This is a genomic window from Streptomyces sp. NBC_01244 (assembly GCF_035987325.1).
In the GTDB taxonomy this organism is placed as follows: domain Bacteria; phylum Actinomycetota; class Actinomycetes; order Streptomycetales; family Streptomycetaceae; genus Streptomyces.
In genome coordinates this window covers 5,879,790-5,904,600 of sequence record NZ_CP108488.1, presented here as the reverse complement: position 1 = coordinate 5,904,600, position 24,811 = coordinate 5,879,790, and the positions used below count along the sequence as shown (strand labels likewise).

Annotated in this window: 27 protein-coding genes and 1 pseudogene; 14 read left to right on the top strand and 14 right to left on the bottom strand. The window is 71.7% G+C overall.

Translation table 11 applies throughout. The features are described from left to right. The first annotated feature begins 17 nt into the window (after nucleotides 1-17). Nucleotides 18-1,667 carry a phospho-sugar mutase gene (locus OG247_RS26785; protein WP_327257635.1) on the top strand — a complete coding sequence of 550 codons (1,650 nt, stop codon included), beginning with the start codon at nucleotides 18-20 and terminating at the stop codon, nucleotides 1,665-1,667. A 127-nt stretch (nucleotides 1,668-1,794) separates the two neighbouring features. Here the strand turns inward: OG247_RS26785 and OG247_RS26780 are convergent, their stop codons facing one another. From OG247_RS26780 to afsQ1, 3 genes are read right to left on the bottom strand one after another with little or no spacing between them, the layout of a single operon-like run. Then, nucleotides 1,795-2,484, bottom strand: coding sequence for a hypothetical protein (locus tag OG247_RS26780; protein ID WP_327254610.1), 690 nt, complete (start codon nucleotides 2,482-2,484; stop codon nucleotides 1,795-1,797). Beyond that, nucleotides 2,465-3,952, bottom strand: coding sequence for a sensor histidine kinase (locus OG247_RS26775; protein ID WP_327254609.1), 1,488 nt, complete (start codon nucleotides 3,950-3,952; stop codon nucleotides 2,465-2,467). The genes OG247_RS26780 and OG247_RS26775 overlap by 20 nt, the downstream gene beginning before the upstream one ends. Next, on the bottom strand, nucleotides 3,949-4,626 hold the full coding sequence (gene afsQ1, locus OG247_RS26770) for a two-component system response regulator AfsQ1 (protein ID WP_243333801.1): 678 nt from the start codon (nucleotides 4,624-4,626) through the stop codon (nucleotides 3,949-3,951). The genes OG247_RS26775 and afsQ1 overlap by 4 nt, the downstream gene beginning before the upstream one ends. Before the next feature lie 177 nt (nucleotides 4,627-4,803). Here afsQ1 and OG247_RS26765 point away from each other — a divergent pair, with 177 nt between their 5' ends. Further along, nucleotides 4,804-5,523, top strand: a complete 720-nt coding sequence (locus tag OG247_RS26765; RefSeq protein ID WP_327254608.1) for a SigE family RNA polymerase sigma factor — start codon at nucleotides 4,804-4,806, stop codon at nucleotides 5,521-5,523. Between the two features lie 136 nt (nucleotides 5,524-5,659). Here the strand turns inward: OG247_RS26765 and OG247_RS26760 are convergent, their stop codons facing one another. Both OG247_RS26760 and OG247_RS26755 read right to left on the bottom strand, forming a co-directional pair. Continuing rightward, complete coding sequence (locus tag OG247_RS26760; RefSeq protein WP_442813658.1) at nucleotides 5,660-6,340, bottom strand: uridine kinase family protein; 681 nt, start codon at nucleotides 6,338-6,340, stop codon at nucleotides 5,660-5,662. Nucleotides 6,341-6,347: 7 nt separating this feature from the next. Further along, a pseudogene (locus tag OG247_RS26755) lies at nucleotides 6,348-6,812 on the bottom strand (RNA-guided endonuclease TnpB family protein); the annotation flags it as partial. 73 nt (nucleotides 6,813-6,885) lie between these two features. Here OG247_RS26755 and OG247_RS26750 point away from each other — a divergent pair. After that, the gene (locus OG247_RS26750) at nucleotides 6,886-7,248 is read left to right on the top strand and encodes a hypothetical protein (RefSeq protein WP_327254606.1); all 363 of its coding nucleotides are present in this window, start codon (nucleotides 6,886-6,888) and stop codon (nucleotides 7,246-7,248) included. Nucleotides 7,249-7,314: 66 nt separating this feature from the next. Here the strand turns inward: OG247_RS26750 and OG247_RS26745 are convergent, their stop codons facing one another. The 3 genes from OG247_RS26745 to deoC are packed head-to-tail and all read right to left on the bottom strand — an operon-like array spanning nucleotide 7,315 to nucleotide 10,628. After that, nucleotides 7,315-8,223: an aldehyde dehydrogenase family protein gene (locus tag OG247_RS26745; RefSeq protein ID WP_327254605.1), complete on the bottom strand. Its 909-nt coding sequence runs from the start codon at nucleotides 8,221-8,223 to the stop codon at nucleotides 7,315-7,317. After that, a complete protein-coding gene (locus OG247_RS26740; protein ID WP_327254604.1) occupies nucleotides 8,216-9,661 on the bottom strand; it encodes an aldehyde dehydrogenase family protein in 1,446 nt (481 codons plus the stop codon). The genes OG247_RS26745 and OG247_RS26740 overlap by 8 nt, the downstream gene beginning before the upstream one ends. Nucleotides 9,662-9,665: 4 nt before the next feature. Beyond that, nucleotides 9,666-10,628 carry a deoxyribose-phosphate aldolase gene (gene deoC / locus OG247_RS26735; RefSeq protein WP_266912778.1) on the bottom strand — a complete coding sequence of 321 codons (963 nt, stop codon included), beginning with the start codon at nucleotides 10,626-10,628 and terminating at the stop codon, nucleotides 9,666-9,668. Nucleotides 10,629-10,871: 243 nt separating this feature from the next. On the opposite strand from deoC, the gene OG247_RS26730 reads away from it, so the two are divergent. The 5 genes from OG247_RS26730 to OG247_RS26710 all read left to right on the top strand — a co-directional run bounded on the left by OG247_RS26730 (nucleotide 10,872) and on the right by OG247_RS26710 (nucleotide 14,028). Next, nucleotides 10,872-11,795 carry a hypothetical protein gene (locus tag OG247_RS26730; RefSeq protein ID WP_327254603.1) on the top strand — a complete coding sequence of 308 codons (924 nt, stop codon included), beginning with the start codon at nucleotides 10,872-10,874 and terminating at the stop codon, nucleotides 11,793-11,795. An 83-nt stretch (nucleotides 11,796-11,878) separates the two neighbouring features. Then, nucleotides 11,879-12,502, top strand: coding sequence for a class F sortase (locus OG247_RS26725; RefSeq protein WP_327254602.1), 624 nt, complete (start codon nucleotides 11,879-11,881; stop codon nucleotides 12,500-12,502). Between the two features lie 25 nt (nucleotides 12,503-12,527). Then, nucleotides 12,528-13,145 (top strand): PH domain-containing protein, encoded by a 618-nt coding sequence (locus OG247_RS26720; protein ID WP_327254601.1) that lies wholly within the window; start codon nucleotides 12,528-12,530, stop codon nucleotides 13,143-13,145. A gap of 50 nt (nucleotides 13,146-13,195) precedes the next feature. Next, nucleotides 13,196-13,765 (top strand): VanZ family protein, encoded by a 570-nt coding sequence (locus tag OG247_RS26715; RefSeq protein ID WP_442813412.1) that lies wholly within the window; start codon nucleotides 13,196-13,198, stop codon nucleotides 13,763-13,765. Between the two features lie 50 nt (nucleotides 13,766-13,815). Continuing rightward, complete coding sequence (locus tag OG247_RS26710; protein WP_327254600.1) at nucleotides 13,816-14,028, top strand: PspC domain-containing protein; 213 nt, start codon at nucleotides 13,816-13,818, stop codon at nucleotides 14,026-14,028. A gap of 17 nt (nucleotides 14,029-14,045) precedes the next feature. Here OG247_RS26710 and OG247_RS26705 read toward each other — a convergent pair whose 3' ends face one another. The 3 genes from OG247_RS26705 to OG247_RS26695 all read right to left on the bottom strand — a co-directional run bounded on the left by OG247_RS26705 (nucleotide 14,046) and on the right by OG247_RS26695 (nucleotide 16,570). Then, the gene (locus OG247_RS26705) at nucleotides 14,046-14,846 is read right to left on the bottom strand and encodes a hypothetical protein (protein WP_327254599.1); all 801 of its coding nucleotides are present in this window, start codon (nucleotides 14,844-14,846) and stop codon (nucleotides 14,046-14,048) included. A gap of 166 nt (nucleotides 14,847-15,012) precedes the next feature. Continuing rightward, complete coding sequence (locus tag OG247_RS26700) at nucleotides 15,013-15,282, bottom strand: hypothetical protein (RefSeq protein ID WP_327254598.1); 270 nt, start codon at nucleotides 15,280-15,282, stop codon at nucleotides 15,013-15,015. A 139-nt stretch (nucleotides 15,283-15,421) separates the two neighbouring features. Next, nucleotides 15,422-16,570: an adenosine deaminase gene (locus OG247_RS26695; protein ID WP_327254597.1), complete on the bottom strand. Its 1,149-nt coding sequence runs from the start codon at nucleotides 16,568-16,570 to the stop codon at nucleotides 15,422-15,424. A 114-nt stretch (nucleotides 16,571-16,684) separates the two neighbouring features. On the opposite strand from OG247_RS26695, the gene OG247_RS26690 reads away from it, so the two are divergent. Further along, a complete protein-coding gene (locus OG247_RS26690) occupies nucleotides 16,685-17,404 on the top strand; it encodes an alpha/beta hydrolase (RefSeq protein WP_327254596.1) in 720 nt (239 codons plus the stop codon). Nucleotides 17,405-17,791: 387 nt separating this feature from the next. After that, nucleotides 17,792-18,907, top strand: coding sequence for a helix-turn-helix transcriptional regulator (locus OG247_RS26685; protein WP_327254595.1), 1,116 nt, complete (start codon nucleotides 17,792-17,794; stop codon nucleotides 18,905-18,907). Here OG247_RS26685 and OG247_RS26680 read toward each other — a convergent pair. Continuing rightward, complete coding sequence (locus OG247_RS26680) at nucleotides 18,843-19,784, bottom strand: LysR family transcriptional regulator (RefSeq protein WP_243333770.1); 942 nt, start codon at nucleotides 19,782-19,784, stop codon at nucleotides 18,843-18,845. The genes OG247_RS26685 and OG247_RS26680 overlap by 65 nt on opposite strands. A gap of 99 nt (nucleotides 19,785-19,883) precedes the next feature. Here OG247_RS26680 and OG247_RS26675 point away from each other — a divergent pair, with 99 nt between their 5' ends. The 4 genes from OG247_RS26675 (at nucleotide 19,884) to OG247_RS26660 (ending at nucleotide 23,908) form a co-directional block, all read left to right on the top strand. Further along, the gene (locus OG247_RS26675) at nucleotides 19,884-21,164 is read left to right on the top strand and encodes an MFS transporter (RefSeq protein ID WP_327254594.1); all 1,281 of its coding nucleotides are present in this window, start codon (nucleotides 19,884-19,886) and stop codon (nucleotides 21,162-21,164) included. Between the two features lie 50 nt (nucleotides 21,165-21,214). After that, nucleotides 21,215-21,823, top strand: a complete 609-nt coding sequence (locus OG247_RS26670) for a DUF402 domain-containing protein (protein WP_327254593.1) — start codon at nucleotides 21,215-21,217, stop codon at nucleotides 21,821-21,823. 1 nt (nucleotide 21,824) lies between these two features. Continuing rightward, nucleotides 21,825-22,808: an RNA-binding protein gene (locus tag OG247_RS26665; RefSeq protein WP_327254592.1), complete on the top strand. Its 984-nt coding sequence runs from the start codon at nucleotides 21,825-21,827 to the stop codon at nucleotides 22,806-22,808. A 92-nt stretch (nucleotides 22,809-22,900) separates the two neighbouring features. Further along, nucleotides 22,901-23,908 carry a sigma-70 family RNA polymerase sigma factor gene (locus OG247_RS26660; protein ID WP_327254591.1) on the top strand — a complete coding sequence of 336 codons (1,008 nt, stop codon included), beginning with the start codon at nucleotides 22,901-22,903 and terminating at the stop codon, nucleotides 23,906-23,908. Here the strand turns inward: OG247_RS26660 and OG247_RS44885 are convergent. Then, nucleotides 23,804-24,169, bottom strand: a complete 366-nt coding sequence (locus OG247_RS44885) for an STAS domain-containing protein (RefSeq protein WP_442813411.1) — start codon at nucleotides 24,167-24,169, stop codon at nucleotides 23,804-23,806. The two genes, OG247_RS26660 and OG247_RS44885, sit on opposite strands and share 105 nt — an antisense overlap. A 17-nt stretch (nucleotides 24,170-24,186) precedes the next feature. After that, complete coding sequence (locus tag OG247_RS26655; protein ID WP_327254590.1) at nucleotides 24,187-24,783, bottom strand: Uma2 family endonuclease; 597 nt, start codon at nucleotides 24,781-24,783, stop codon at nucleotides 24,187-24,189. Between the last annotated feature and the right edge of the window lie 28 nt (nucleotides 24,784-24,811).

Genomic DNA, 24,811 nt, shown 5'->3' with positions numbered 1-24,811 from the left:
CGGAAGTAGTGCAGGACGTGCAGGACGATCTGATCGCGCGGGCCCGGGCCTGGATGGCCGAGGACCCGGACCCGGAGACGGCCGACGAGCTCGCGAAGCTCATCGAGGCCGGTGACACGACCGAGCTCGCGGACCGCTTCTCCGGCATGCTGCAGTTCGGCACCGCCGGACTCCGCGGTGAGCTGGGCGCGGGCCCGATGCGGATGAACCGCAACGTGGTGATCCGGGCCGCGGCGGGCCTCGCGGCCTACCTCAAGGCCCAGGGCCACGACGGCGGCCTGGTCGTCGTCGGCTACGACGCCCGCTACAAGTCGGCCGACTTCGCCCGCGACACCGCCGCGGTGATGACCGGCGCCGGACTGCGCGCCGCCGTCCTGCCCCGGCCGCTGCCGACGCCCGTCCTCGCGTACGCCATAAGGCACCTGGGCGCCGTCGCCGGCGTCGAGGTGACCGCGAGCCACAACCCGCCCCGGGACAACGGCTACAAGGTCTACCTCGGCGACGGCTCGCAGATCGTCTCCCCGGCCGACGCGGAGATCGCCGCGCAGATCGACGCGATCGCCGCGCTGGCCGACGTACCGCGGGCCGAGGACGGCTGGCAGGACCTCGGCGACGAGGTCCTGGAGGCCTACCTGGCACGTACGGACGCCGTCCTGACCCCCGGGTCCCCGCGCGGCGTGCGGACCGTCTACACGGCCATGCACGGCGTGGGCAAGGACGTGGTCCTGGCCGCCTTTGCCCGTGCCGGCTTCCCGGCCCCGGTCCTCGTGGCCGAGCAGGCCGAGCCGGACCCGGCCTTCCCGACGGTGGCCTTCCCCAACCCGGAGGAGCCGGGCGCGATGGACCTGTCCTTCGCGACGGCCGCCCGGGTCAGCCCGGACATCGTCATCGCCAACGACCCGGACGCCGACCGCTGCGCGGTGGCCGTCCCGGACGCCGCCTCGGCCTCCGGCTGGCGGATGCTGCGCGGCGACGAGGTCGGCGCGCTGCTCGCCGCCCACCTGGTGCACAAGGGCGCCACCGGCGTCTTCGCCGAGTCGATCGTCTCCTCCTCCCTCCTCGGGCGGATCGCGGAGGCGGCGGGCGTGGGCTACGAGGAGACCCTCACGGGCTTCAAATGGATCTCCCGCGTCGAGGGCCTGCGCTACGGGTACGAGGAGGCGCTCGGCTACTGCGTGGACCCCGAGGGCGTCCGCGACAAGGACGGCGTCACGGCCGCCCTGCTCGTCGCGGAGCTGGCCTCGGAGCTCAAGGAGCAGGGCCGCACCCTGACCGACCTGCTGGACGACCTGGCGATGGAGCACGGTCTGCACGCCACCGACCAGCTGTCGGTCCGCGTGGAGGACCTGTCGGTCATCGCCTCGGCGATGGCGGCGCTGCGCGCGGAGCCCCCGGTCTCGCTGGCGGGCCTGCGGGTCACCTCGGCGGAGGACCTGAACGAGGGCACGGCGACGCTCCCGCCCACGGACGGGCTGCGCTACTACCTGGAGGGCGACTACAAGGCCCGGGTGATCGTCCGCCCGTCCGGCACGGAGCCCAAGCTGAAGTGCTACCTGGAGGTCGTGGTCCCGGTGGCGGAGGCCTCCGACCTGCTCCCGGCCCGCGCCCGCGGCCAGGAAGTCCTCGACGCGATCAAGAAGGACCTCGCGGCGGCGGCCGGCATTTAGCCCTCTCGACGCGCCGCTCGCACCGCTGCGCGGGCTTCGCGTCGCTGCGCCGGACTCCGTCCGTCGACCCGGCAGGCATGCAACGGCCCCCCGAGCTCCTGCTCGGGGGGCCTTCGTCGTGACCGGGTCAGGAAGCCGAGGGCGCGGGAGCGGGCGTGGCCGTCGGCCGGACCACGTCGCCCAGGGTCGGGACCGCCTCCGGACGGGAGCGGACGGCGTCCGTGCACTCCCAGGCCCTCGGCGGATCCGCGTCGGGGCCGCCCAGGACCACCGGGCCCGGCTCCGCCGACACCGCGTCGCTCTCCGCGAGCGTGCACACCAGCTGCGACAGCGCCACCGGAGGCAGGTCCTCGGGCTTGCGGCTCAGCCGCACCGTGCCCTCCGGATCGCCCGGCCGCGGCGCCGAAGCCGTCAGCAGGGCCGGTACCTCGGTCGAGAAACCGGCCTCCTTCTCCTCAGCCGACAGCTCGCGCTGGAGCACCTCCAGCAGGGCCTGGGTGACGAGCACCGCCACGTCCCGCGCCGGCCGCTTCTCCGGCACCGGCACCACCCGCTGGACGCCCACAAGCTGCGCCCCGCACACCAGTTCCACCGTGGTCCGGACGCCCTGCATCCCGCCCGTTCCGGCCGCCGCCCCCGCCGGGGTCTTGCACGAGACCCGCGAGGGCGCCGGGCCCACGTCCACCGGCACGGTGGTCGCGCGGATCCCGCACCCCGACAGGAGTCCCAGGGACAGCAGGCCCAGGACCGCCACCGCGGCCGTCGCTCCGCGCCGCGGCGTCCCGGGCTCCGCCGTCCTACGCCTCGTCGTCGTCACCGGCGATCACCTTCCCCACGTCCACCGGCAGCCGCAGCGTGAACAGCGCACCGCCCTCCGCCCCGTTCTCCGCGGTGATGTCGCCGCCGTGGATGTGCGCGTTCTCCATCGCGATGGACAGGCCGAGACCGCTGCCGTCCGACTTCGGGCGCGACGCGCTCGCCTTGTAGAACCGGTCGAAGACGTGCGGCAGTACGGCCTCGGGGATGCCGGGCCCGTTGTCCCGTACGGCGATGACCAGCCAGTCCCCCTCCACCCGGATGGAGACCCGTACCGGCGATCCGCCGTGCTTGAGCGCGTTGCCGATCAGGTTGGCCAGGATCACGTCGAGCCGCCGCGGGTCCAGCCGCGCCACGATCCCGCGCTCCGCGTCGAGTTCGACCGCGTCGAGCCACGCCCGCGTGTCGATGCACGCCGTCACCTGGTCGGCGACGTCCACGTCGTCCAGCACCAGTCGCGCCGTCCCCGCGTCGAAGCGGGTGACCTCCATGAGGTTCTCCACGAGGTCGTTCAGCCGCCTGGTCTCGCTCACGACCAGACCCACCGCCGGCGCGATCATCGGATCGAGGCCGTCGACCTCGTCCTCCAGCACCTCGGCGACCGCGGTCAGCGCCGTCAGCGGCGTGCGCAGTTCGTGGGACATGTCCGCGACGAACCGCCGGCTGGACTCCTCCCGCGCGCTCATGTCGGCGACCTTCTTCTCCAGCGCCTCCGCCGTCTTGTTGAAGGTGTGGGCCAGGTCGGCGAGTTCGTCCGTCCCGGACACCTCAAGCCGGTGGTCCAGCTCCCCCTCGCCGAGCCGGCGCGCCGCGTCGCCGAGCCGCTGCACGGGCCGCAGCACCGTACGGGCCGCGGCCTGCGCGAGCAGCGCGGACCCGAGCAGCGCGAGACCGGTGGCGATGGTCAGCGACCAGGCCAGGGCGTTGAGGTCGTCGCGCTCCTGGGCGAGGGACTTGTACATGTAGCCGGTCGGGCCGCCGCCCACGATCCGGGTGCCGCCGACCAGGTACGGGTTCCCGTTCGGCTTCGTCCGCTGCCAGTACACGTGGTACTCGGCGTCGTTGGCCGAGGTGGTCTTCTGCCGGTCGTCGACGGCGTGCTGGAGCGACTTCGGTACGTCGGCCAGCGAGAAGGCGTCGGGACCGGCGGCGCCGGCCACCTTGTGGCCGTCCTTCTCGTCCACGAGCAGCACGCTGTAGCCCGGGCTGCTGCCCGCCATCATCTCGGCGGTGTGCTGCAGCTCGTCCTGCGTCGGGTCGGCGGGCAGCGCCGCGGCGCGGTCCTGCATCTCCTGCCGGAAGTCGCCGAGGGCGGCGTCCTGGGTCCGCGTCAGGACGGCCTCGCGGTTGAGCCAGTACGCGATCCCGGAAGCGGAGACGGCGGCCGTCAGCGCGACCAGTGCGAACACGACGAGGACCCGCAGCCGCAGGCTGGTCCAGCGCCGGCCCGCGAACAGGGCTCTGATCACTGCGGGGAGTCCAGTCGGTAGCCGACGCCCCGCACGGTACGGATCAGGGTGGGCGAGGAGGGCACTTCCTCGACCTTGGCGCGCAGCCGCTGCACGCAGGCGTCGACGAGGCGCGAGTCACCGAGGTAGTCGTGCTCCCACACCAGCCGCAGCAGCTGCTGGCGGGAGAGCGCCTGGCCGGGCCGGCGGCTGAGCTCCAGGAGCAGCCGCAGCTCGGTCGGGGTGAGCTGGAGGTCCTCGCCGTTCTTGGTCACCGTCATGGCGTTGCGGTCGATGACCAGCGAGCCGAAGACGGCGGAGTCGGTGGCCTCGCGCTCGCCGCGGCGCAGCACGGCCCGGATGCGGGCGTCGAGCACCCGCCCCTGGACGGGCTTGACGACGTAGTCGTCGGCTCCCGACTCCAGGCCGACGACCACGTCGATGTCGTCGTTGCGCGCGGTGAGCAGGATGATCGGCAGCTGGTCGGTGCGGCGGATGCGCCGGCACACCTCGAAGCCGTCGATGCCGGGCAGCATGACGTCGAGCACGATCAGGTCGGGCCGCTGCTCGCGCAGCAGTTTGAGGCCGTCCTCGCCCGTCGCCGCGGTGGCCACACGGTGGCCCTGGCGTGACAGGGAGAGTTCGAGGGCCGTGCGGATGGCGTCGTCGTCCTCGATGAGCAACAGGAAAGGCACGGCCTCATTCTGTCCCATCGCCCCTCGGGACTTCGACCGCCCTGCGCTTCCAATCCCGGCGCGGCTCCCGCGGGGTCCCTGTGACAGGCCTGTGACAGTCGAAGGACACCCCGGTTATGTCGGGCGGGCAGTCTTCTTGGCAACGGACCAGACAGACTCCACGACGGGGGGCGCGAGATGAACACGCTGCACAGCACCAGCACCGGCGCGGTTGTCACGCGGCTGCACGATGTGAACCGCCGCACGGCAATCCGTACGGCGACGGCCCCTTCCCGGCGGCCGGCGCACGTGGTGGCCATCGACGCGAAGACCTACGAGCGCCCCTCCGTCCCCGCCCAGCGCACGGCGGGCTCCCCGGACGTCCCGGACTCCTCCAACGAAGCCGAGTTCACGGCGTACGTCCAGGAGCGGCGGGCCGCCCTCTACGCGACGGCCTTCCACCTGACCGGCGACCGCTACGAGGCCGAGGACCTGCTGCAGACCGCGCTGTTCTCCACGTATCGAGCCTGGGACCGCATCAGCGACAAGGCCGCCGTCGGCGGGTACCTGCGCCGCACCATGACGAACCTGCACATCAGCGCCTGGCGCCGGCGCAAGCTCAACGAGTACCCGACGGAAGAGCTGCCGGAGACGGCCTCGGACACGGACGCCATGGGCGGTACGGAGCTGCGTGCCGTGCTGTGGCAGGCGCTCACCCGCATCCCGGAGCCGCAGCGCACGATGCTGGTGCTCCGGTACTACGAGGGCCGCACGGACCCGGAGATCGCGGAGATCCTGGGCATCAGCGTCGGCACGGTGAAGTCGAGCATCTGGCGCTCGCTGCGCCGCATGCGCGAGGACGAGGCGCTGAGCTTCGGCCGCGACGAGTCGGAGTCCTTCGAGGACCTGGTCGCCTAACGGCGACCACACGGAACCATCGGGCCAGGGGGCCCGTCCCACGGGGGTGGGACGGGGGCCACGGGGGAAAAGGCGGGATCATGCGGCCGGGGGTCCGCAGGGTCCCGCCTTTTCACGTCCCGTCTTCACGTCCCGGCTACGCCGGGGCCGCAGCCCGGTGCCGTCCGGCCGCTGCTGCGGCCAGCCGCCCGAGCGCCTCGTCACGCCCACACGCGTGAGCGCCCAGCGCGGTGTGCCGGGCCACGATGCCCCGCTCGGCCCGCATCAGCCGCCAGCCCCGCCGCAGGAGCATCGGCACCGACTTGCGGCCCTCGCGCAGGTCCCGGGCCAGCCGGCGCCGGAAGGTGGTGCTGGGCCGCCCGCGCAGGCAGATGGCGTCCGCCAGCAGCCCCAGCTCCTGGCACCGGCCCACGACGTCCGCCGCGAAGATCCCCTCGGCTATGAACAGCGGGGTCCGGGAGATGTCCAGCGCCTCCGTACCGGTCCGCGAGGAGGTGGCGATGTCGTAGACGGGGACCTCGGTCCGCCCGGCCGCGCACAACGCGGCGATCGCGGCCACGGCCGCCTCCGCGTCCCAGGACCGCGGGGAGTCCCAGTCGATGTCGGCACTGCCGTCGACGAGCGGGAGGGTGGGGTCGTCGCCGTCCTTGTAGAAGTCGTCCAGGCGCAGCACGGGCAGCCCCGAACGGGCCGCCAGCGAGGACTTGCCGGACCCCGAGGGTCCGGTCAGCAGGACGACACGCGTAGGCAAAGGAGAGGAACAGCTCACGGAACAACAGTTTGACTCCTCCCCCTCCCAAAGACAAAAGAGGGGGATTCCCGGCTCACGCAGCCTGGCAGCCCGACGGACCGACAGGTCCTCCGCGATCAGCGCCGACCGGGTCGAGACCTGCCCGGACGAGCATCACGCGTGCGGAGTTCTTGTGTCTCGCTCCGCACCGCCCACAGTCCATGGTGGTGTGCGACGGATGCACCAGACACAGCATTCGCTGGTGCTTGCGCCCCATATTGATCAGCTCGCGCTTGGTGGCGGAGATCGCCGCATCGGCCGCTTTCCGGGCCATGGTCGACTTGGCGAGGAACTTCGGCCGGAAGTCCTCCACAGCAAGGGCGTCGTGGTCGCGCACGACGGTCTTGGCCCACTTGCGGGCGGTGTCCTGGCGCTGCCGGGTCACCTTCTTGTGCAGTTTGCTGCGGAACACTGCTGCGTAGCGTCGCGATTCCTCTCCATCCATGGCTATCCCCAGGGATCTCCTCGAACGAGTGACGGCGCCCAGGTCGAGATACCGGTGAGCCACCCCATCTCGCTACGCTGCGTGCGCGCACGACTACGTCACCACACGAGCCCACAGGCGGGAATCCATGGCACGTCACGCAGCCCCCAAAGCACCCCACACCAAGGCGCTGCGCACCGCAGGCCTGAGCCTCTCGATGGCCGGCGCGGCCCTCGCGATGGCCGCCGGCGGCGCCCAGGCGGGGGAGCTCGATGTTCCGGCGGCCCTCGCGGGGGTCTCCGACCCGATCTCGAATCTCAAGGTGAACCCTCTGGCCCACACCGGAGTGGACCCCCTCGACAACGGCGTCGCCACCAAGGTCGCGGATTTCCCCTCGGTCGGCACCGGCATGGTCACGGGCATCCTGACCCGGGGGCCGTCGGTCGGCGAGCTGCCCACCGCCGCGGCCTCCTCGCTGCTGGGCCCGCTGCTGCCGGGCACCGCCAAGTAGCTCCCGTAGGCATGAAGAGGCCCCGGCAGCGCGGGGGACACTGCCGGGGCCCGTCTTCGGGGATCTCTAGTACGAGGATCCGCCCGCGCCCAGCGACCCCGTGGGGTGCCAGACGGTCTTGGTCTCCAGGAACGCCGTCATGCGCGCCGTGCCCGGGTCCGCGCTCCAGTCGTCCACAGGCTGTGGACGCAGGACGCGCTTGAGGTTGTCCGCGGCCGCGATCTCCAGCTCCTTGGCCAGCGCCTCGTCGGCGCCCGCCAGGTCGATCGCGTTGACGTCCTGGTGGGACGCCAGGTGCGGGCCCATCTCGGCGGCCTTGCCGGACAGGATGTTGACGACGCCGCCGGGCAGGTCGGAGGTGGCCAGGACCTCGCCGAGGGAGAGCGCCGGGAGCGGCGCCTTCTCGGAGGCGATGACGACGACCGTGTTGCCGATGGCGATCACCGGGGCGATCACGGAGACCAGGCCGAGGAAGGACGAGGCCTGCGGGGCGACGACCGTGACGACACCGGTCGGCTCGGGGGTGGAGAGGTTGAAGAACGGGCCCGCGACCGGGTTGGCGCCGCCGACGATCTGGCCGATCTTGTCGGTCCAGCCCGCGTACCAGACCCAGCGGTCGATGGCCGCGTCGACGGCGGAAGCGGCCTTGGACTTCGACAGACCTTCCGCCTCGGCGACCTCGCGGACGAACTGCTCGCGGCGGCCCTCCAGCATCTCGGCGACGCGGTAGAGGATCTGGCCGCGGTTGTACGCGGTCGCGCCCGACCAGCCGCCGAAGGCCTTGCGGGCGGCGACGACCGCGTCACGGGCGTCCTTGCGGGAGGACAGCGGGGCGTTGGCCAGCCACTTGCCCTTCGAGTCACTCACCTCGTACACCCGGCCGCTCTCGGAGCGGGGGAACTTGCCCCCGACGTACAGCTTGTAGGTCTTGAAGACGCTCAGACGCGTCGAAGACGACGCAGCAGACTCAGACATCGAGGTAGCCCTCCAGGCCGTGGCGGCCGCCTTCGCGCCCGAAGCCCGATTCCTTGTAGCCGCCGAAGGGCGAGGTCGGGTCGAACTTGTTGAACGTGTTGGCCCACACCACACCCGCGCGGAGCTTGTTGGCGACCGCGAGGATGCGGCTGCCCTTCTCCGTCCAGATGCCGGCGGACAGGCCGTACTGGCTGTTGTTGGCCTTGGCGACGGCCTCGTCGGGCGTACGGAAGGTCAGCACGGACAGCACCGGGCCGAAGATCTCGTCACGGGCGACGGTGTGCGACTGGGAGACGTTCGTGAAGAGCGTCGGGGCGAACCAGTAGCCGGCGTTCGGCAGTTCGCACGGCGCCGACCAGCGCTCGGCGCCCTCCGCCTCGCCGGTGTCCGCGAGGGCGGTGATCCGGGCGAGCTGCTCGGCGGAGTTGATCGCGCCGATGTCGGTGTTCTTGTCGAGCGGGTCGCCCAGGCGCAGCGTGGTCAGCCGGCGCTTGAGCGAGTCGATCAGCTCGTCGTGGATCGACTCCTGGACCAGGAGGCGCGAGCCCGCGCAGCAGACCTGGCCCTGGTTGAAGAAGATGCCGCTGACGATGCCCTCGACGGCCTGGTCGATGGGGGCGTCGTCGAAGACGATGTTGGCGCCCTTGCCGCCCAGCTCCAGGGTGAGCTTCTTGGAGGTACCGGCGACCTGGCGCGCGATGGCCTTGCCGACGGCGGTGGAGCCGGTGAAGGCGACCTTGTTCACGTCCGGGTGCTCGACGAGGGCCGCGCCCGCGTCCCCGTACCCGGGGAGGATGTTGACGACGCCCTTGGGCAGGCCCGCCTGGCGGCAGATGTCCGCGAAGAAGAGCGCCGAGAGCGGGGTCGTCTGGGCCGGCTTGAGCACGACCGTGTTGCCCGTGGCGAGCGCCGGGGCGATCTTCCAGGCGAGCATCATCAGCGGGAAGTTCCACGGGATGACCTGGCCGGCCACGCCGAGGGGGCGCGGGTTGGCCCCGTAGCCCGCGTGGTCGAGCTTGTCGGCCCAGCCCGCGTAGTAGAAGAAGTGCGCGGCGACGAGCGGGAGGTCCGCGTCGCGGGTCTCCCGGATCGGCTTGCCGTTGTCGAGGGTCTCCAGGACGGCCAGCTCGCGGCTGCGCTCCTGGATGATCCGGGCGATGCGGAAGAGGTACTTGGCGCGCTCGGAGCCGGGCAGCGCGGACCACTTCTCGAAGGCCTTGCGGGCGGCCTTCACGGCGCGGTCCACGTCGGCGGCGCCGGCCTGCGCGATCTCGGAGAGGACCTCTTCGGAGGCCGGGGAGACGGTCTTGAAGACCTTGCCGTCCGCCGCGTCGGTGAACTCGCCGTCGATGAACAGCCCGTAGGAGGGGGCGATGTCGACGACGGAGCGGGACTCGGGGGCGGGTGCGTACTCGAATGCGGATGTCTGCGTCTTCATGGTCTCAGTCCACCGTCACGTAGTCGGGACCGGAGTAACGGCCGGTGCTCAGCTTCTGGCGCTGCATCAACAGGTCGTTGAGCAGGCTGGAGGCTCCGAAGCGGAACCAGTGGTTGGACAGCCAGTCCTCGCCCACGGTCTCGTTGACCAGGACCAGGAACTTGATCGCGTCCTTGGTGGTCCGGATGCCGCCGGCCGGCTTCACGCCGATCTGGATTCCAGTCTGCGCCTTGAAGTCGCGGACGGCTTCGAGCATGAGGAGCGTGTTCGCCGGCGTCGCGTTGACCCCGACCTTGCCGGTGGACGTCTTGATGAAGTCGGCCCCGGCCATCATGCCGATCCAGGAGGCGCGGCGGATGTTGTCGTACGTGGACAGCTCGCCGGTCTCGAAGATCACCTTGAGCCGGGCCGCGCTGCCGTCGGGGCGGACGCAGGCCGCCTTGACGGAGCGGATCAGCTCGTAGGTGTCGAGGTAGTGGCCGGCGAGGAAGGCGCCACGGTCGATGACCATGTCGATCTCGTCGGCGCCGGCGGCCACGGCGTCGGCCGTGTCGGCGAGCTTGACGGGCAGGGCCGCGCGGCCGGCCGGGAAGGCGGTGGCGACGGAGGCGACCTTGACGTCGGCGCCGTTCAGGGCGGCCTTGGCGGTGGCCACCATGTCGGGGTACACGCAGACGGCGGCCGTCATGGGCGTGGTGCGGTCGGTCGGATCGGGGTTGGCTGCCTTGGCGGAGAGCGCCCGGACCTTGCCCGGGGTATCCGCGCCTTCCAGCGTCGTCAGGTCGATCATCGAGATGGCGAGGTCGATGGCGTACGCCTTGGCCGTCGTCTTGATCGAACGGGTGCCGAGGGAGGCCGCGCGGGCCTCCAGGCCGACAGCGTCGACGCCGGGCAGCCCGTGCAGGAAGCGGCGCAGCGCACTGTCGGACGTCGTCACGTCAGCGAATGCGGTGAGGGTGGTGGGCATGGTCACCACATGAGCATATCTACGCGCGTAGCGGCCTGTCACCCCCTCCCCCCGATTCATTCGGAATCGGACACCCCGTTTGCTGTTACGCGGCCATGACAGGAAGCAGATCGTTCACGCGCACAAGATCCGTAAATTCTTTCTCAGCAGCCCGCCACACCTGACCCGGTGAACCCGACCGAACAGACTCAACGCGGCATGCGACTCTCTTCCACTTTCCTCACCCACGCTTCTGGAGTCGTTATGCGTACCGCCCTCCGCACCTCGATCGTCACCGCCGCGCTCGCCGGCGCGATGCTCGCACCGGCCGCCGGCTCCGCCTTCGCGGCGTCCGCACCGCAGGCAGTGACCTCGACGGAGGTAGCCGCGTCCAAGGCCAAGCGGGTCACCCTCAGCAAGAGCCTGGTCGCCGACATGATCAACTCCGCGACGGAGGCGCCCTCGGTCAAGGTCTTCGCCGTGCTCGGGGACGGCACGGTCCACCCGAAGGCGATCGTGTCCCTCGACCGCAAGCACACCAAGGTCTCGGTCCAGGGCACGACCTTCGCCCTCACCAAGGCGGACTCGGCCGAGCCGGTCCTCACCGTGTTCGACAGCGAGAGCGGCAAGACCACGTCGTTCCCGCTGCCGAAGGGCAAGGCCGCCGAGACCGGGACCGGCTCCTGCGTCTCCGAGGTCAAGACGGTGCGGCTCGGCGAGTACCTGTCCGCAGACCTGACGATGTCCCCCAAGGGCCCGAAGGCCTTCGTGCAGACCCTGGAAGGGCAGCCCAACCCGCGGACCCTGGACCGCACCCACCCGGGTCGGAGCTCGGACTCCCTGCGCATCGAGAACCCGAACGGCGCCAAGCCGGTGTTCCGGTGGGAGTACCAGGTCGGCGACGTCACCAAGAGCGCCTCCTTCCCCGCGCTCCCCAAGGGCTGCAAGCTCGACTACCAGACCACCGAGGAGCAGGGCCCGAAGCCTGCGCCGAAGCCGAAGCCGAAGCCGGGCGCGCAGACCAGCGTCGTCCCCAAGGGCCCGGTGGCCGCGGGTGCCGAGCTGCCGGTCGAGAGCGTCGCCGACACCGACAACACCACCACGCTGGCGGCCGGCGCCGGTCTGGTCACGGTCTTCGGTGCGCTCGGCGCGAGCGTGTTCCTGCGCCGCCGCCGCGCCCAGGGCTGACACGCGACCCCTTCAGATCTCGACTCGCCTCCGGCGGGCCACCCCCGGGTGGCCCGCCTCGGCCCGTTCCGCCGGAGCCTCCCATGACCCGCCGTACCGCCCGGCCGCTGATCGCCGCCGCCCTCCTGGCCGCCGCGCTGACCGGATGCGGCGGCGCCACGCCCGCCGCCACGCCCGCGACCCCCGGCGCGGCCTCCGCGCCGCCCGCCGTCACCCCGACCTCCGCCCCGGCGGCCCCGGCCCCGGCCGCTCCGAAGCCCGCCTCCGCGCCCGTACGCGTACGGATCCCCGCGGCCGGGGTCGACGCTTCGCCGCTGCTGTCGCTCGGCCTGGCCGCCGACGGCACCGTCGAGGTGCCTTCCGTGGCCGACGGGGACAAGATCGGCTGGTACGACAAGGGCGTCACCCCCGGGGAGACCGGGCCCGCCGTGCTGATCGGCCACTTCGACACCGCCCGCGGCCCCGCCGTGCTCAAGGACGTCTCCAAGGTCCGCATCGGCGACGAGGTGACCGTCTCCCGCGCGGACGGCAGCACCGCCGTGTTCCGCGTCCGCGAGCTGGAGCAGGTCGACAAGAAGCGCTTCCCCACCGACAAGGTCTACGGGAACACCGCCCGCCCCGAGCTGCGCGTGATCACCTGCGGCGGTGAAATCACCGACGGTCACCGTCCCGACAACATCATCCTGTACGCCGATCTCGTGGGCTGAGACGGCTTGAGGCAGAATCTGCCGCATGAGCAGCGATCAGCCCACCGAAGAGCCTGCGTACGACGACCGGGTCTACCGTTCCCCGATGGCCACTGTCACCGGGGTGGTGCTGCTCGCGCTGCTCGCATGGCTCTGCGGGGACGCCGTGGTGCGGGGCTCCGGGAACGTCCCGTGGATCGCCCTCGCCTCCGCACTGTGCCTGGCCCCCGTCATCGTCGCGTTCACGGTCCGTCCGGCCGTCTTCGCCAACGACGACCGGCTGCGCGTGCGCAACCCCTTCCGGATCATCGAGCTGCCCTGGGCGGCCGTCGACACCGTGCGGGCCCGGTTCGCCGCCGAGGTGATCGCGGAGGGGACGACGTACCAGATGTGGTCGATCGCGGTCTCCCTGCGGGAGCGCAAGAAGGCCAACCGCCGCCAGGCGGGCCGGCTCGGCCTGGGCAACGGTCAGGCCAAGACCCCGGACGAGGACGTCCGCCAGGCCTCCGCCGACCGCATCATCGACGAGCTGCGGGAACTGCACGAGCGGTGCGCCTCGCGCGCCGGCGCCCAGGGCCCGGTGAAGGTCTCCTGGTCGTACGAGATCATCGCGCCCTCCGTGATCGGCGCACTCATCCTGATTGTGCTGCTCGCCACCGGCTGACCGGCGGTTTCCCCGGAACCGCGAGCACCGGAAGCCGCGTCTCCACTGGCGTGCACCGTCTCAAGGGCAACCGTGTCAAGGGCAGTGGCAGCGCTGCCGTACAGCTGTGGATCCGGCTTCTCGCCGGGGTCCTGCTGGCCGCACACCTCCTCCTCGTCGGCTGGCTGATGCTGCGCCCGCTCGACGTGCCCTGGGCGGCGGCGGCCAATCTGACCCCGCTGGAAGGGATCAGGGCGGACCTCTCCTACGGGCCCCTGGAGTCTGCCCGCCGGATCGGCGGCGGGCTGGCGCTGCTGGCCCCGCTCGGGGTGCTGCTGCCGCTGATCAGCGGGCGTGTGGAGCTTTCGCCGCTGGCCACGTGGTCCTCGCTGGTCCGGACGGCCGCCGCGGGCGCGCTGTTCTCCGTCGGCATCGAGATGCTGCAGATGGCGGTCCCGGGGCAGGTGGTCGACGTGGATTCGGTCCTGCTGAACACCCTCGGCGTGATGCTCGCGCACCTGGCCGTCGTCCCGGCCCTGCGGTGCCGGCTGCGGCGTTCTCAGGGCACGACCCCGAGAATTACCAGGGTCGGGCTCGGCCCCTGGACCGACGTTCTGTCCTCTGTTCAGCGGGAGTATTGAGGCATCGCGGGAAAACATCCCGCGGACCGCACAACGACCGAGGAGAGACCATGAGCGCCCTTGCCCGCCCCCGTGACGGACGATGGATCGGCGGAGTCTGTGCCGGTCTGGCGCGCCGATTCGGAATATCCGCGAACACGATGCGGATCATCTTCGTCGTCTCGTGCCTGCTGCCCGGACCGCAGTTCCTCCTTTACCTGGCGCTGTGGGTGCTCCTGCCGAACGAGAAGTCGAGCGCCTCTTCCGCCGCCACCGGCTGGTAATCGGCCGGACCCGGAATTCAGCGGGCGGCGCGGACCTTCTGGAGCTGCTTGTCCGCGACCTCGTGCGGGACCTGGGGGGTCTGGCGGCCGCCCGCGACGTTGAGTGCCATGAGGCGCACGACGGTGTCGCCCTGGCGTACGACGACCAGGTGCACCTGGGCGGTGACGCCCTCGGCGGCCGCGGTCGTGGTCCAGCTGACGCTCTCGTCGCCGCCCGTCTCGTAGTCGGCCGCCTTCACCTCGCGGTAGGCGCCGCTCTGCTTCTCGACGGTGGCGGTGAAGCCGGTGGCACAGGCGGCCACGGCGTCCTTCAGCCGGGCGATCAGCGCCTTGGCGTCGGACTCGGCGTAGGAGCTGACGGAGGCGGAGACGGCCAGGCCCATCTGCTTCTGGGAGCCGATGCCCCGGTTGACGGTCTCGCGCGCCGCCGGGTCGGGCTTGTCGCCCATGATGTCGGCGAGCGGCTGACAGGCCTTGCGGTCCGCCTGCGGCTGGCCGTCGGGGGCGTTCGGATTCTTGCCGTTCGCGGAGATCTGATAGCCGGCCAGGTCGCCCTGTGCCAGGGCGGAGCGCTCCAGGCGGCTGCCGCCCTGCTTGGGCGCGGTCGCGCCGCCCGTGCCACTGGCGGCCCCGCCGGTGCCCGCGGAGCCGGGGGCTCCCGTGCCGGCCGAGCCCGCCGAAGCGGACTGTCCGGGCGTGCTCGCGGAGCCCTTCGGGTCCGGGCTCTTGCCGGAGGCCGGGGTGTTCGTACTGCCGCAGCCCACCATCGCGGACAGCAGGGCGGGGAGCAGCACGGCCGTGGCCGTTCGTGCCTTCATGCGCATGATCGAGACCTCATACCCAGGGTGTCGGCGGGCAGTTGGCGGTGATCCTGGCACATGCCGCGACGCGGCACACACCTGGTCGAAGAGGTGTGCGCCGCGTGGGCGTGCGTGCGAATCGCGTACGGGTCGCGTACGAATCCGACCGGGGATCCGGAGTGGATCAGGCGCCGAGGTTGCTGGTCGGCAGACCGCCGAGCAGGCCGGTCACCGGGGCGAGCGCGGCGGCCGGGTCGGTCGCCTCGGGGGCCTGCTGCCCCTCTTCGGCGGTCACGTGCTGCTGGCTGGTCGCACCCTGGACGGCGCCCGTGACGGTGCTCAGCGCGTCGCCGAGACCGACGGCGGGGACGGCCGAGGCGGTACCGGCGGTGACGGCGGCGAAGGCGGCACCGAGAGCGGCAACACCGAGGGTCTTGGCAGCTGACTGCTTCATGAGGAATCGTCCTTGCGACGGGGAAATGAGCGGCTCCGCAAACTAGTCACTTCAAACCCCCTCTCGCAAACATCATTAAATACGAGAAAGCGCCCGGGAATTGCTCCTCCCGGGCGCTTTCAGTCCGTCATGCCATGGCCTAGGCCGAGACAGAACCGCTGGTGGAAGCGGTTTGCCGGAACAGCCATTCCGACTTCAGCTCCGCATAACCGGGCTTGATCACGTCGTTGATCATGGCCAGCCGTTCATCGAAAGGAATGAACGCGGACTTCATCGCATTGACCGTGAACCACTGCATGTCCTCGAGCGAGTAGCCGAAGGTGTCGACCAGGTGCTCGAACTCGCGGCTCATGCTGGTACCGCTCATCAGCCGGTTGTCGGTGTTGACGGTCAGCCTGAAGTGCAGTTTCCGCAGCAGGCCGATCGGGTGCTCGGCATAGGAGACCGCCGCGCCCGTCTGCAGGTTCGAGGTCGGGCACATCTCCAGGGGGATGCGCTTGTCCCGGACGTAGGAGGCCAGGCGGCCCAGCGTCACGGAGCCGTCCTCGGCGACCTCGATGTCATCGATGATCTTCACGCCGTGGCCGAGCCGGTCGGCGCCGCACCACTGCAGGGCCTGCCAGATCGACGGCAGACCGAAGGCCTCGCCCGCGTGGATGGTGAAGTGGTTGTTCTCGCGCTTGAGGTACTCGAAGGCGTCGAGGTGGCGGGTGGGAGGGAACCCGGCCTCGGCACCGGCGATGTCGAAGCCGACGACGCCCTTGTCGCGGTAGCGGTTGGCCAGTTCCGCGATCTCCAGCGCGCGGGCCGCGTGCCGCATCGCGGTCAGCAGCGCACCGATGCGGATGCGGTTGCCGTTGGTCCGTGCACGGCGCTCGCCCTCGCGGAATCCCTCGTTGACGGCCTCGACGACCTCTTCGAGGGTCAGGCCGGCTTCGAGGTGCTGCTCGGGCGCGTAGCGGATCTCCGCGTAGACGACGCCGTCCTCGGCGAGGTCCTGGGCACACTCGGAGGCCACCCGGAAGAGGGCCTCCTTCGTCTGCATGACGGCGCAGGTGTGTGCGAACGTCTCCAGGTAGCGCGGGAGGGAGCCGGAGTCGGCGGCTTCGCGGAACCAGGTGCCGAGCTTGTCGGCCTCGGTCTCGGGAAGGTTCTCGTAGCCGACCTTGTGGGCCAGCTCGATGATGGTCCCGGGGCGCAGTCCACCGTCGAGGTGGTCGTGCAGGAGCACCTTCGGGGAGCGGCGGATCTGATCCGGGGTGGGCAGGTTGGGGGTCTCGCTCGTCATCTGGGCACTCTAGCTCCTACGCGCGTAGAGCGGTGAGACGGAGTCCACCCCCGATATGTAACAGTGACCGCGCGGACGGGTGGCGTACACCTCCGCGTCTGAGACTGTTCCGTCATGGCACAGCATGCGCCGCCGGCGCGCGGGGCCCGCCTGGGGCGGGCGGCCGGCGCGATCGGCTCGGTATCAACGGTCAGTGGTGTGGTGCTCCTTCTTCCCGGAGCATCCAGATTGTCCCCCGGTCCGGTACGTCCGCTGGCTCGGGCCCTGGCCCGTGCCGGCGCGGCGGACGGGCTGGTCACGCACCAGGTCATCCACGGTGCGGGCACCCGGCAAGGGGACGCCGAGTGGGCCGCCGACGAGGTGGTCCGCCTGTACGGAGACGTGCCGGTGTGCCTGGCCGGCTATGACGCGGGCGGCCGGGCGGCGCTCGCCGCGGCCGGCCACGAAGCCGTCAACTCCGTTCTGGCACTCGCCCCTTCGCTGCCGCGACAGTCCGACACGGACTCCCCCGAACCGGTGAAGCAGCTCTCGGGGCGCCGGGTCCTGATCGTGCACGGCACCAACGACGCCCGCAGCGACCCGGAGTCGTCGTACCGGCTGGCGACCCGGGCGAAGAAGGCGAACCGCACGACGTGCCGCTTCGAGGTGCACTCCGACGGGCACGGTCTGCGCGAGCACCAGGACGAAGTCGTGGCCCTGTCCGTGGACTTCGTCCTGGGCTCCGTGTTCTGCGGCTCCTACTCGCGGCCGGTCACCGACGCCTTGGCGGCTCCCCCGCCGCTGGGTCTGCGGATGCCGCTGGCCTCCGGCTACGGACGGTCCCTGCGCGGCTGACACCCGGTGAAGGCAGCCCGGGTCCGCGGGGCGGAAGGGCGGCGGGGCGGAAGGGCGGCGGCCCCGGCGACAGCGGGGAGCCGCGGGCCGGAGCGCCCGGATGTGGTGGTGGTCGCGCGGGGCCGTCCGTGCCGGCCGCGCCGTCCCCTCCCGGTCGGATGACACGGGCGGGCCCGGCGCGACCACCTTGAGGCACACGCCCGCGCGAGGGCGCGATGCCAGGCCGGCGAAGCGCGGACGTGAGAATGCCCGCGCCCTCCCCCGAGAACGCCGTGGTACCACTGTGCCGGTTCGGCCTATCCTCACGAAGATCGGAGGGCATCGTCTTGGTGCCTTGCGGGAACACGAGGGGTTTACGAATCGGCACAGGCCGGGACGAATATGTATATGCCATCGGATGAAACGGACCAACTGAGCTCCGTGGCCCGGCGTCTTTACGGGTACGCGGCCGAGCGGCACGCCTTCTCCGAGACGGAGGCCGGCGAGGCGCTCGGCGAGTCCGTCGGAGCCGCACTCGCCGAACTCGAGGCGGCGCACCTGATCCAGCCCCGCTCCCGCCCGGCCTCCGCCGCGGACGGCGACAGCCCCGGCGAGCCCGCACGGGTGTGCTGGAGTGCGGTCTCCCCGCGGGCCGCGGCGGCCCGGACGCTGGCCCCGCTGGCCCTGCGGGTGCGCGAGACCCACGACGAGATGGACCGGCTGCGCGTCCGGCTGGAGGACCTGCTTCCCGAGTACGAGGCGGGCGCCGAACTGCGCGACCGGGGCGGGGCGAACGCCCTGGAGCTGGTCACCGACCCGGCCGCGCTGCAGGACCTGATCGGGGAGCTCGTCGCCTCGGCCGAGTCCGAGGTGCTGACCTGCCACCCGGGCGGCGGCCGCAGCCCGGAGACCCTGAAGGGGGCGGTGGTCCGGGACGAGGCGATGCTGGCCCGTGGCGTGCGGATGCGCACCATCTACCAGCACACCGCCCGCTACTCCCGCCCGACGGCCGCCTACGTGGAGCGGGTGACCGCGCTCGGCTCGCAGGTCCGTACCGTCGGCGACGGGCTGATGCGGATGATCCTCGTCGACCGGCACACCGGGCTGATGGAGGTGCAGGACGACATCAAGGCGGCGCTGGTGGTGCGCGAGCCCAACGTCGTCCACTTCATGACGCAGGCCTTCGAGCGCTGCTGGTCGGAGGCCGAGCCCTTCAGTACCACCGTCGGGCCGGACCAGGCCCGGTCCATCTCCGACGAACTGCGCCAGACCATCGTGCGGCTCCTGGCGGAGGGGCTGGAGGACAAGGTCATCGCCCGGCGCCTCGGCATGTCGGAGCGCACCTGTCAGCGGCACATCGCCGAGATCATGCGGGCGGTGGGGGCCAAGTCCCGATTCCAGGCCGGGTTCCTGCTGTCGGCGACGGCGGCGGCCGCCTCCGAGGCCGCCCGCACCCCGCTCACTCGCCACCCGGCTGAAGCTCCGGAATCAGCCGCCCCCGACGGGACAGCAGGAACTTCTTGAACTCCGCCACCGGAGGCGTGTCCGGGTGCCCGTCGAGCCAGGCCACCCCGATCTCGCGGACCGCGCGCGGGGCGGTGACCGTCAGCTCGACGACCCCGGGCCGGGCCACCGCGGGCGGCGGCAGCAGCGCCACGCCGAGACCGGCGGCGACGAGCCCGCGCAGGGTCTCGGCCTCTTCGCCCTCGAAGGCGACCCGGGGCGTGAAACCGGCCTCCGCGCACAGGTCGTCGGTGATGCGGCGCAGCCCGTAGCCCGGCTCCAGGGTGACGAAGGTTTCCTCGGCGGCCTCCGCCAGGCGGATCCGCTTGCGCGTGGCGAGCCGGTGGTCGTCCGGGACCACGAGCCGCAGCCGCTGCTCGTCGAGCCGGCGGGCCACCAGGTCCGGGGCGTCGGGCAGGGGTGAGGTCAGGCAGAGGTCGAGCTCGCCGGCGCGCAGCTTCTCCAGCATGGCCTCGCCGTAGTTCTGGACCAGGGAGAACCGCACGCCGGGGTGGTCGGCCCGGAAGGCCCGGATCAGGCCGGGTACGGTCTCGGGGCCCAGGGTGTGCAGGAAGCCGAAGGCGACCTTGCCGAAGGACGGGTCGGCGTCCTGCTGTACGGAGCCGGCGGCGCGGGCGATCTCGGCCAGCGAGCGCTGCGCCGAGGCGAGGAAGGTGCGGCCGGCGGTGGTGAGCGCGACCGTACGGCCCTTGCGGGCGAACAGCGTGACGCCCAGGTCCTGTTCGAGGCGGACCATGGCCCGCGACAGGGTGGACTGGGGAACGCCCAGCTCGTGCGCGGCGCGGGTGACGTGCTCGTGCCGGGCGACGGCGACGAAGTAGGCGAGGCGCGGGGCCAGCGCATGTGTCACGGCCATGTCTTCTTCGTAACGACTCATCGATAGGCACCCATCTGACCTGGGTTGATGCACGGATGGATTGATTATCGCGAATCTGTGCATTGGACGCATGAAAAGGCCGGCCCTACCGTCGTACGCATGCCTCCCGCTCATACCGGGGCACCCGTCATCCCGGGTGCCTCCACCCCGTCGTTCCCCGCCTCCGCACCCGAGGCGCACGAGCCCGGCCGTCCCGGCTACCGCCGCCTCAGCCTCGCGCTCTTCGCCGCCGGCCTGGCCACCTTCGCCCTCCTCTACTCCACCCAGGCACTGCTGCCCGCGATCTCCGACGGCTTCGGCGTGACGGCGGGTCAGGCCAGCTGGACGGTCTCCGCGGCCACCGGCGCGCTCGCCCTGTTCGTCCTGCCGCTCAGCGCGCTCTCGGAGCGCTTCGGCCGGACCCGGATGATGACCTGGTCCATGGTGATCGCGGTCGGCGTCGGCCTCCTCGTGCCCTTCGCTCCGAACCTGGAGTGGCTGATCGCGCTGCGCGCCGTCCAGGGCGCGGCGATCGCCGGCATCCCGGCCTCCGCGATGGCGTACCTCGCGGAAGAGGTGAAGCCGAAGGCGCTGGTCGCCGCGATCGGCCTGTTCGTGGCGGGCAACTCCATCGGCGGCATGAGCGGCCGTCTCGTCACGGGGTGGGCGGCCCAGGTCTGGGGCTGGCGCGGCGGGCTGCTGACCGTCGGCCTGATGTCGCTGGCCTGCGCGGCGGCGTTCCTGGTGCTCCTGCCCCGGGCCCGGTTCTTCCGGCCGGCCTCGCTGAACCCGCGTGCGGTGGGACGTACCGTCTCGGGGCACCTGCGCGATCCGCTGCTGCTGCGGCTGTACGGGATCGGCGCGCTGTTCATGACCGTGTTCGGGGCGGTGTACACGGTCATCGGCTACCGCCTGGTGGACGAGCCGTTCTCGCTCGGGCAGGGCCTCATCGGCTCGATCTTCCTGGTCTACCTGGTCGGTACGGTCTCCTCGGCGGCGGCCGGGCAGCTGGTGGCCCGGCTGGGCCGGCGCGGCGCGCTGTACCTGGCGGTGACCACGACGGCGGTGGGCCTGTTCCTGTCCCTCGCGGAGTCGCTCACCGCGATCCTGCTCGGCCTGGTCCTCATCACGGCGGGCTTCTTCGCGGGCCACGCGGTGGCCTCCGCGGCGGTGAGCCGTACGGCGAAGACGGGCCGCGCGCAGGCCTCGGCGCTCTACCAGTCGGCGTACTACGTCGGCTCCAGCGCCGGCGGCACGCTGGGCGCCCTCGCCTACCACTCGGCGGGCTGGGCGGCCACGGTCACCCTGGCGCTGCTCGCGGTCGCCGGGGTCGTCACGATCACCCTGTACGGGTCCCACGCGGCCCGTACGGCCCGGATCGAGGCGCTCGCGGCGCGCTGAGGGCTGCCGGACGAGGGGCCCGCAACCGGCGGCTGGCATGATCGCCGACCATGTCCACAGTCAACGTTCACCTCATACTCGGCAGCACGGTCAGCATGATCATCCCGGCCCGCGTGGTGGAGTCGGGCGACGGCGGCCTGCTGCTGTGGGTGGCCCCGGGCACCCCGCTCTGGCGCGCCGCCATCCCGCCCGGCACCCACCTGCGGGACCTGCCGCCGGAGGGCTCGTACCCGCTGCGGGCGGGTCGGTGGCGGCACGGGGGCGCGCTGATCCTGCAGCCGGCCGGGGCGGGGCACGCGGTGTGGTGGAACTTCACGCCGGAGCAGGAGTTCCGCAGCTGGTATGTGAACCTCGAATCCCGTGTCCACGCCCGGGACGGCGCGGACGTCCACGTGACCGACCAGGAACTCGACATCACGGTGACCCCGGACCGCGCGTGGGAGTGGAAGGACGAGGAGTCCTTCGCCGCGAAGACGGGCCACCCGGTGTACTGGACGCCGGCCGAGGCCGCCGCCATCCGCGCGGAGGGCGTCCGCGTCACCCGCCTCATCGACGCGGCGGCCTACCCCTTCGACGGCACCTGGTGCGACTTCCGCCCGCCGGAGTCCTGGCCCCTCCCGGACCGCCCGCCGCTCGCGCTCGCCGAAGACGAGGCCTGACGTGCCGCTGCTCCCCCACGCCTACCGGGTGACCAAGTACGACCCCGCCGACCGGGCCCCCGACGGGACCTACCGGGGGACGCAGGACACCGACAGCGACCACGGGCCGGTCGAGGCCGCGTACCTGGCGGCGATCGACGCCTTCGCGCGGGAGAGCGGGGTGGATCTGCTCACCGTGCGGGAGCCGCAGGTCTTCGGCGGGTCCGCGCACTTCGGGCGGGAGCCCGCGGTGGAGGGGTACGGGCTGACCGGGCTGTTCCCCGACGGCCCGGCCGGGTTCCACGACGGCACGCGGGTGACGCTGCCCGTGGCGCTGGAACTCGTGCGCGGCATGCTCCGCGGCGACGGCCCCTACTGCCGGCTGGAGGCCGCGGAGGAGGGGCGGGACGTTTTCGCGTTGCAGGTGGGGTGGGACCTGTACGTCTACGTCGGCTCGCGTACGGCCTGCGGGGCGGCCGTGGCCCGCGCCCGGGAACTCGGCATCTTCGCGGAGCCCGTCGAGGTCTCGCCGTACGATCCCGAGCTCGACGGCCCCTACGAGCTACGGGCCGCCGACGAGGGGTTCTGGGAGCGGGTCCGCGCGAGCGCGGCACGCGGCGAGGCGGGGCTCGTCGAGGAACAGCACGCCTGGACCCGCTGGCACCGGATCGAAGGCGGCGGCGACGTAGGCGGCCGACTCGGCGCCCTGCGGGCCGGGCTCACCCCACGCACACTCCTGAACGTCTGGCCGGGGCTGTCCGCCGACACCGCCGGGCTGATCGCGGGGCTGCCGGAGGAGTTCTCCCTGGAGTGCGTGTGGGAGGACGCGGACGGCCGCATCTCCGGCGGGCTCGTCGACGAGGAGGACCGCGCGGAGCTGGTCGAGGTGCTCGCCGGGGCGCGGGCCGCGGCGCTGCTGCCGGTGTACGCCGACGAGCGCAATCCCCTGTTCACCGGGGTTCTGCCGGACCCGGACGGGGTGGTCCGGGCCCGGTGGCAGGTCTAGCGGAAGGTTCCGCCGCCGCGTGCCGGGCTGCGGTTGTCAGACCCCTCGGGTAGCGTCCCAAGGACCGGGAACTACCAGGGGGATCAAGGGACATGACCGAAGCCACCGACCTCTCACCCGACCTCGACCTCGACGCTGCGCTGGACCGTTACCGCGTCGAGCTCACCGGTTACTGCTACCGCATGCTCGGCTCGGCCTTCGACGCCGAGGACGCGGTGCAGGACACGTACATCCGTGCCTGGCGGAGCTTCGCGAAGTTCGAGGGGCGGTCCTCCCTGCGGTCGTGGCTGTACCGGATCGCCACCAACGTCTGCCTGGACCTGCTGAGCGCGGGGAACAAGCGGGCCCGGCCCATGGACCTGAGTGCCCCGCAGCACCAGGCCTCCGCCGTGCTGAGCGAGCGGCCCGAGGTGACCTGGCTGGAGCCGGTGCCCGACGGGCGGGTGCTGCCGCAGACCGCCGACCCGGCGGAGATGGCGCTGGCGAAGGAGTCCGTACGGCTCGCGTTCGTCGCGGCGCTCCAGCACCTGCCGGCCAAGCAGCGGGCGGTACTGATCCTGCGCGAGGTGCTGGCCTGGAAGGCCGACGAGGTCGCCACCCTGCTGGACACCACCGTCGCGTCGGTGAACAGCGCGCTGCAGCGGGCCCGAGCCACGCTCGCCGCCACCCGGATCAGGGAGAGCGAGTCCGCGGACCCGCTGGACGCGGACCAGGTCAAACTGCTGGAGCAGTACCTCGCCGCCTTCGAGGCGTACGACATCTCCCGGCTGACCGCCCTGCTCCACGAGGACGCGGTGCTGTCGATGCCGCCGTTCGACCTGTGGCTCCAGGGCCACGAGGACATCGCGGCCTGGCACCTGAACCAGGGCATCGGCTGCAAGGGCTCGCGGATGATCCCGACCACGGCGAACGGCATGCCCGCCTTCGGCCAGTACCGGCCGCGCGTGGACGGGCAGCCGGGATGGACCCCGTGGGCGCTCCAGGTGCTGGAGGTCTCAGACGGGAAGATCGTCGGGCTCAACGCCTTCCTCGACACCGCCCGGTGGTTCCCGCTCTTCGGGCTCCCCGAGCAGCTCGACGAGTCCTACGAGGTGCAGTAGCGCGCGGAGCGGGGGCGGGGCCCCGGTGACCCGGAAGGGGATGCCGAGGCGCCGGGCGGTCAGGGCTGCGCGAGCCAGGGCCTGGACGGTCGCGAGGGTGGGTGAGGCGACCGCGCCCACGTCGCACACCACCCCGTGGGGCCCGTCCCTGCACAGTGCGCGCACGCGCGCGCACAGCTCGGCGGTATCCGGCTCAGGCCCCTCCAGGGCCAGGGTTCTGATCTCCACGAGGGGATGACTCCCCCACGCCCCAGAAGTCATCGGTGTCGAGAACTACCTCAATGGGCTGGGAACAGGGATGTGTCGAGGTCGACACTGAACGGCGCGGGCAGCCGGAAGGTGTCACCGAACTTGCCCGCCTGGAGCACCCGGTATACGGCGTCGCTCGGCTCTCCGTAGAGCGTGACAGTCGGGCCACCCCGGGCGAACGCGTCAATGAGGAGGTACAGCGGAACACCAGCCTGCGCGTATCCCGCAACCTTCGCGATGCGGTCGTGCGACGCATTCGAAGGGGACGTGATCTCGACGACGAGTTCAGCTGCGGCGGCGGGTACGTAGTACACGGACTCAGACTCGGTGAGGATGTCTCTCGGCATGACCAGCAGGTCGGGGATGAACATCCCCTTGCGGGACGGGACCGCCACGCTCTGCGTCTGGTAGATGCCCCAGTCACCAGGGAGGGCCGAGTAGAGCTTGCGCTGCACCTCTCCGGCGATGACGTTGTGGTAATTCGCAGGCGTGGGCGCCACGGTGATGATCCCCTTAATGATCTCCACCTTGCAGCCCTCCGGCCAGTCCATCTCCTCCCAGAGACGGACAAGCGCGTCCCAGCTGTCGCCACTCTGTGGCTCGTGCTGGACGGTGAGTGCGCTCATGGTGTGCTCCTCAAGCTGTTGGCACCGA

What these genes read in the sequence shown, in the direction of transcription:
- deoC (WP_266912778.1), bottom strand. Translation starts at nt 10,628, where the DNA reads ATGCCCACCACCCTCACCGCATTCGCTGACGTGACGACGTCCGACAGT.
- OG247_RS26675 (WP_327254594.1), top strand. Translation starts at nt 19,884, where the DNA reads ATGCCTCCCGCTCATACCGGGGCACCCGTCATCCCGGGTGCCTCCACC.
- OG247_RS26725 (WP_327254602.1), top strand. Translation starts at nt 11,879, where the DNA reads ATGACCCGCCGTACCGCCCGGCCGCTGATCGCCGCCGCCCTCCTGGCC.
- OG247_RS26750 (WP_327254606.1), top strand. Translation starts at nt 6,886, where the DNA reads ATGGCACGTCACGCAGCCCCCAAAGCACCCCACACCAAGGCGCTGCGC.
- OG247_RS26740 (WP_327254604.1), bottom strand. Translation starts at nt 9,661, where the DNA reads ATGAAGACGCAGACATCCGCATTCGAGTACGCACCCGCCCCCGAGTCC.
- OG247_RS26700 (WP_327254598.1), bottom strand. Translation starts at nt 15,282, where the DNA reads ATGAAGCAGTCAGCTGCCAAGACCCTCGGTGTTGCCGCTCTCGGTGCC.
- OG247_RS26680 (WP_243333770.1), bottom strand. Translation starts at nt 19,784, where the DNA reads ATGAGTCGTTACGAAGAAGACATGGCCGTGACACATGCGCTGGCCCCG.
- OG247_RS26745 (WP_327254605.1), bottom strand. Translation starts at nt 8,223, where the DNA reads ATGTCTGAGTCTGCTGCGTCGTCTTCGACGCGTCTGAGCGTCTTCAAG.
- OG247_RS26660 (WP_327254591.1), top strand. Translation starts at nt 22,901, where the DNA reads ATGACCGAAGCCACCGACCTCTCACCCGACCTCGACCTCGACGCTGCG.
- OG247_RS26690 (WP_327254596.1), top strand. Translation starts at nt 16,685, where the DNA reads ATGGCACAGCATGCGCCGCCGGCGCGCGGGGCCCGCCTGGGGCGGGCG.
- OG247_RS26705 (WP_327254599.1), bottom strand. Translation starts at nt 14,846, where the DNA reads ATGAAGGCACGAACGGCCACGGCCGTGCTGCTCCCCGCCCTGCTGTCC.
- OG247_RS26765 (WP_327254608.1), top strand. Translation starts at nt 4,804, where the DNA reads ATGAACACGCTGCACAGCACCAGCACCGGCGCGGTTGTCACGCGGCTG.
- OG247_RS44885 (WP_442813411.1), bottom strand. Translation starts at nt 24,169, where the DNA reads ATGACTTCTGGGGCGTGGGGGAGTCATCCCCTCGTGGAGATCAGAACC.
- OG247_RS26655 (WP_327254590.1), bottom strand. Translation starts at nt 24,783, where the DNA reads ATGAGCGCACTCACCGTCCAGCACGAGCCACAGAGTGGCGACAGCTGG.
- OG247_RS26710 (WP_327254600.1), top strand. Translation starts at nt 13,816, where the DNA reads ATGAGCGCCCTTGCCCGCCCCCGTGACGGACGATGGATCGGCGGAGTC.
- OG247_RS26685 (WP_327254595.1), top strand. Translation starts at nt 17,792, where the DNA reads ATGCCATCGGATGAAACGGACCAACTGAGCTCCGTGGCCCGGCGTCTT.
- OG247_RS26720 (WP_327254601.1), top strand. Translation starts at nt 12,528, where the DNA reads ATGAGCAGCGATCAGCCCACCGAAGAGCCTGCGTACGACGACCGGGTC.
- OG247_RS26670 (WP_327254593.1), top strand. Translation starts at nt 21,215, where the DNA reads ATGTCCACAGTCAACGTTCACCTCATACTCGGCAGCACGGTCAGCATG.
- OG247_RS26695 (WP_327254597.1), bottom strand. Translation starts at nt 16,570, where the DNA reads ATGACGAGCGAGACCCCCAACCTGCCCACCCCGGATCAGATCCGCCGC.
- OG247_RS26730 (WP_327254603.1), top strand. Translation starts at nt 10,872, where the DNA reads ATGCGTACCGCCCTCCGCACCTCGATCGTCACCGCCGCGCTCGCCGGC.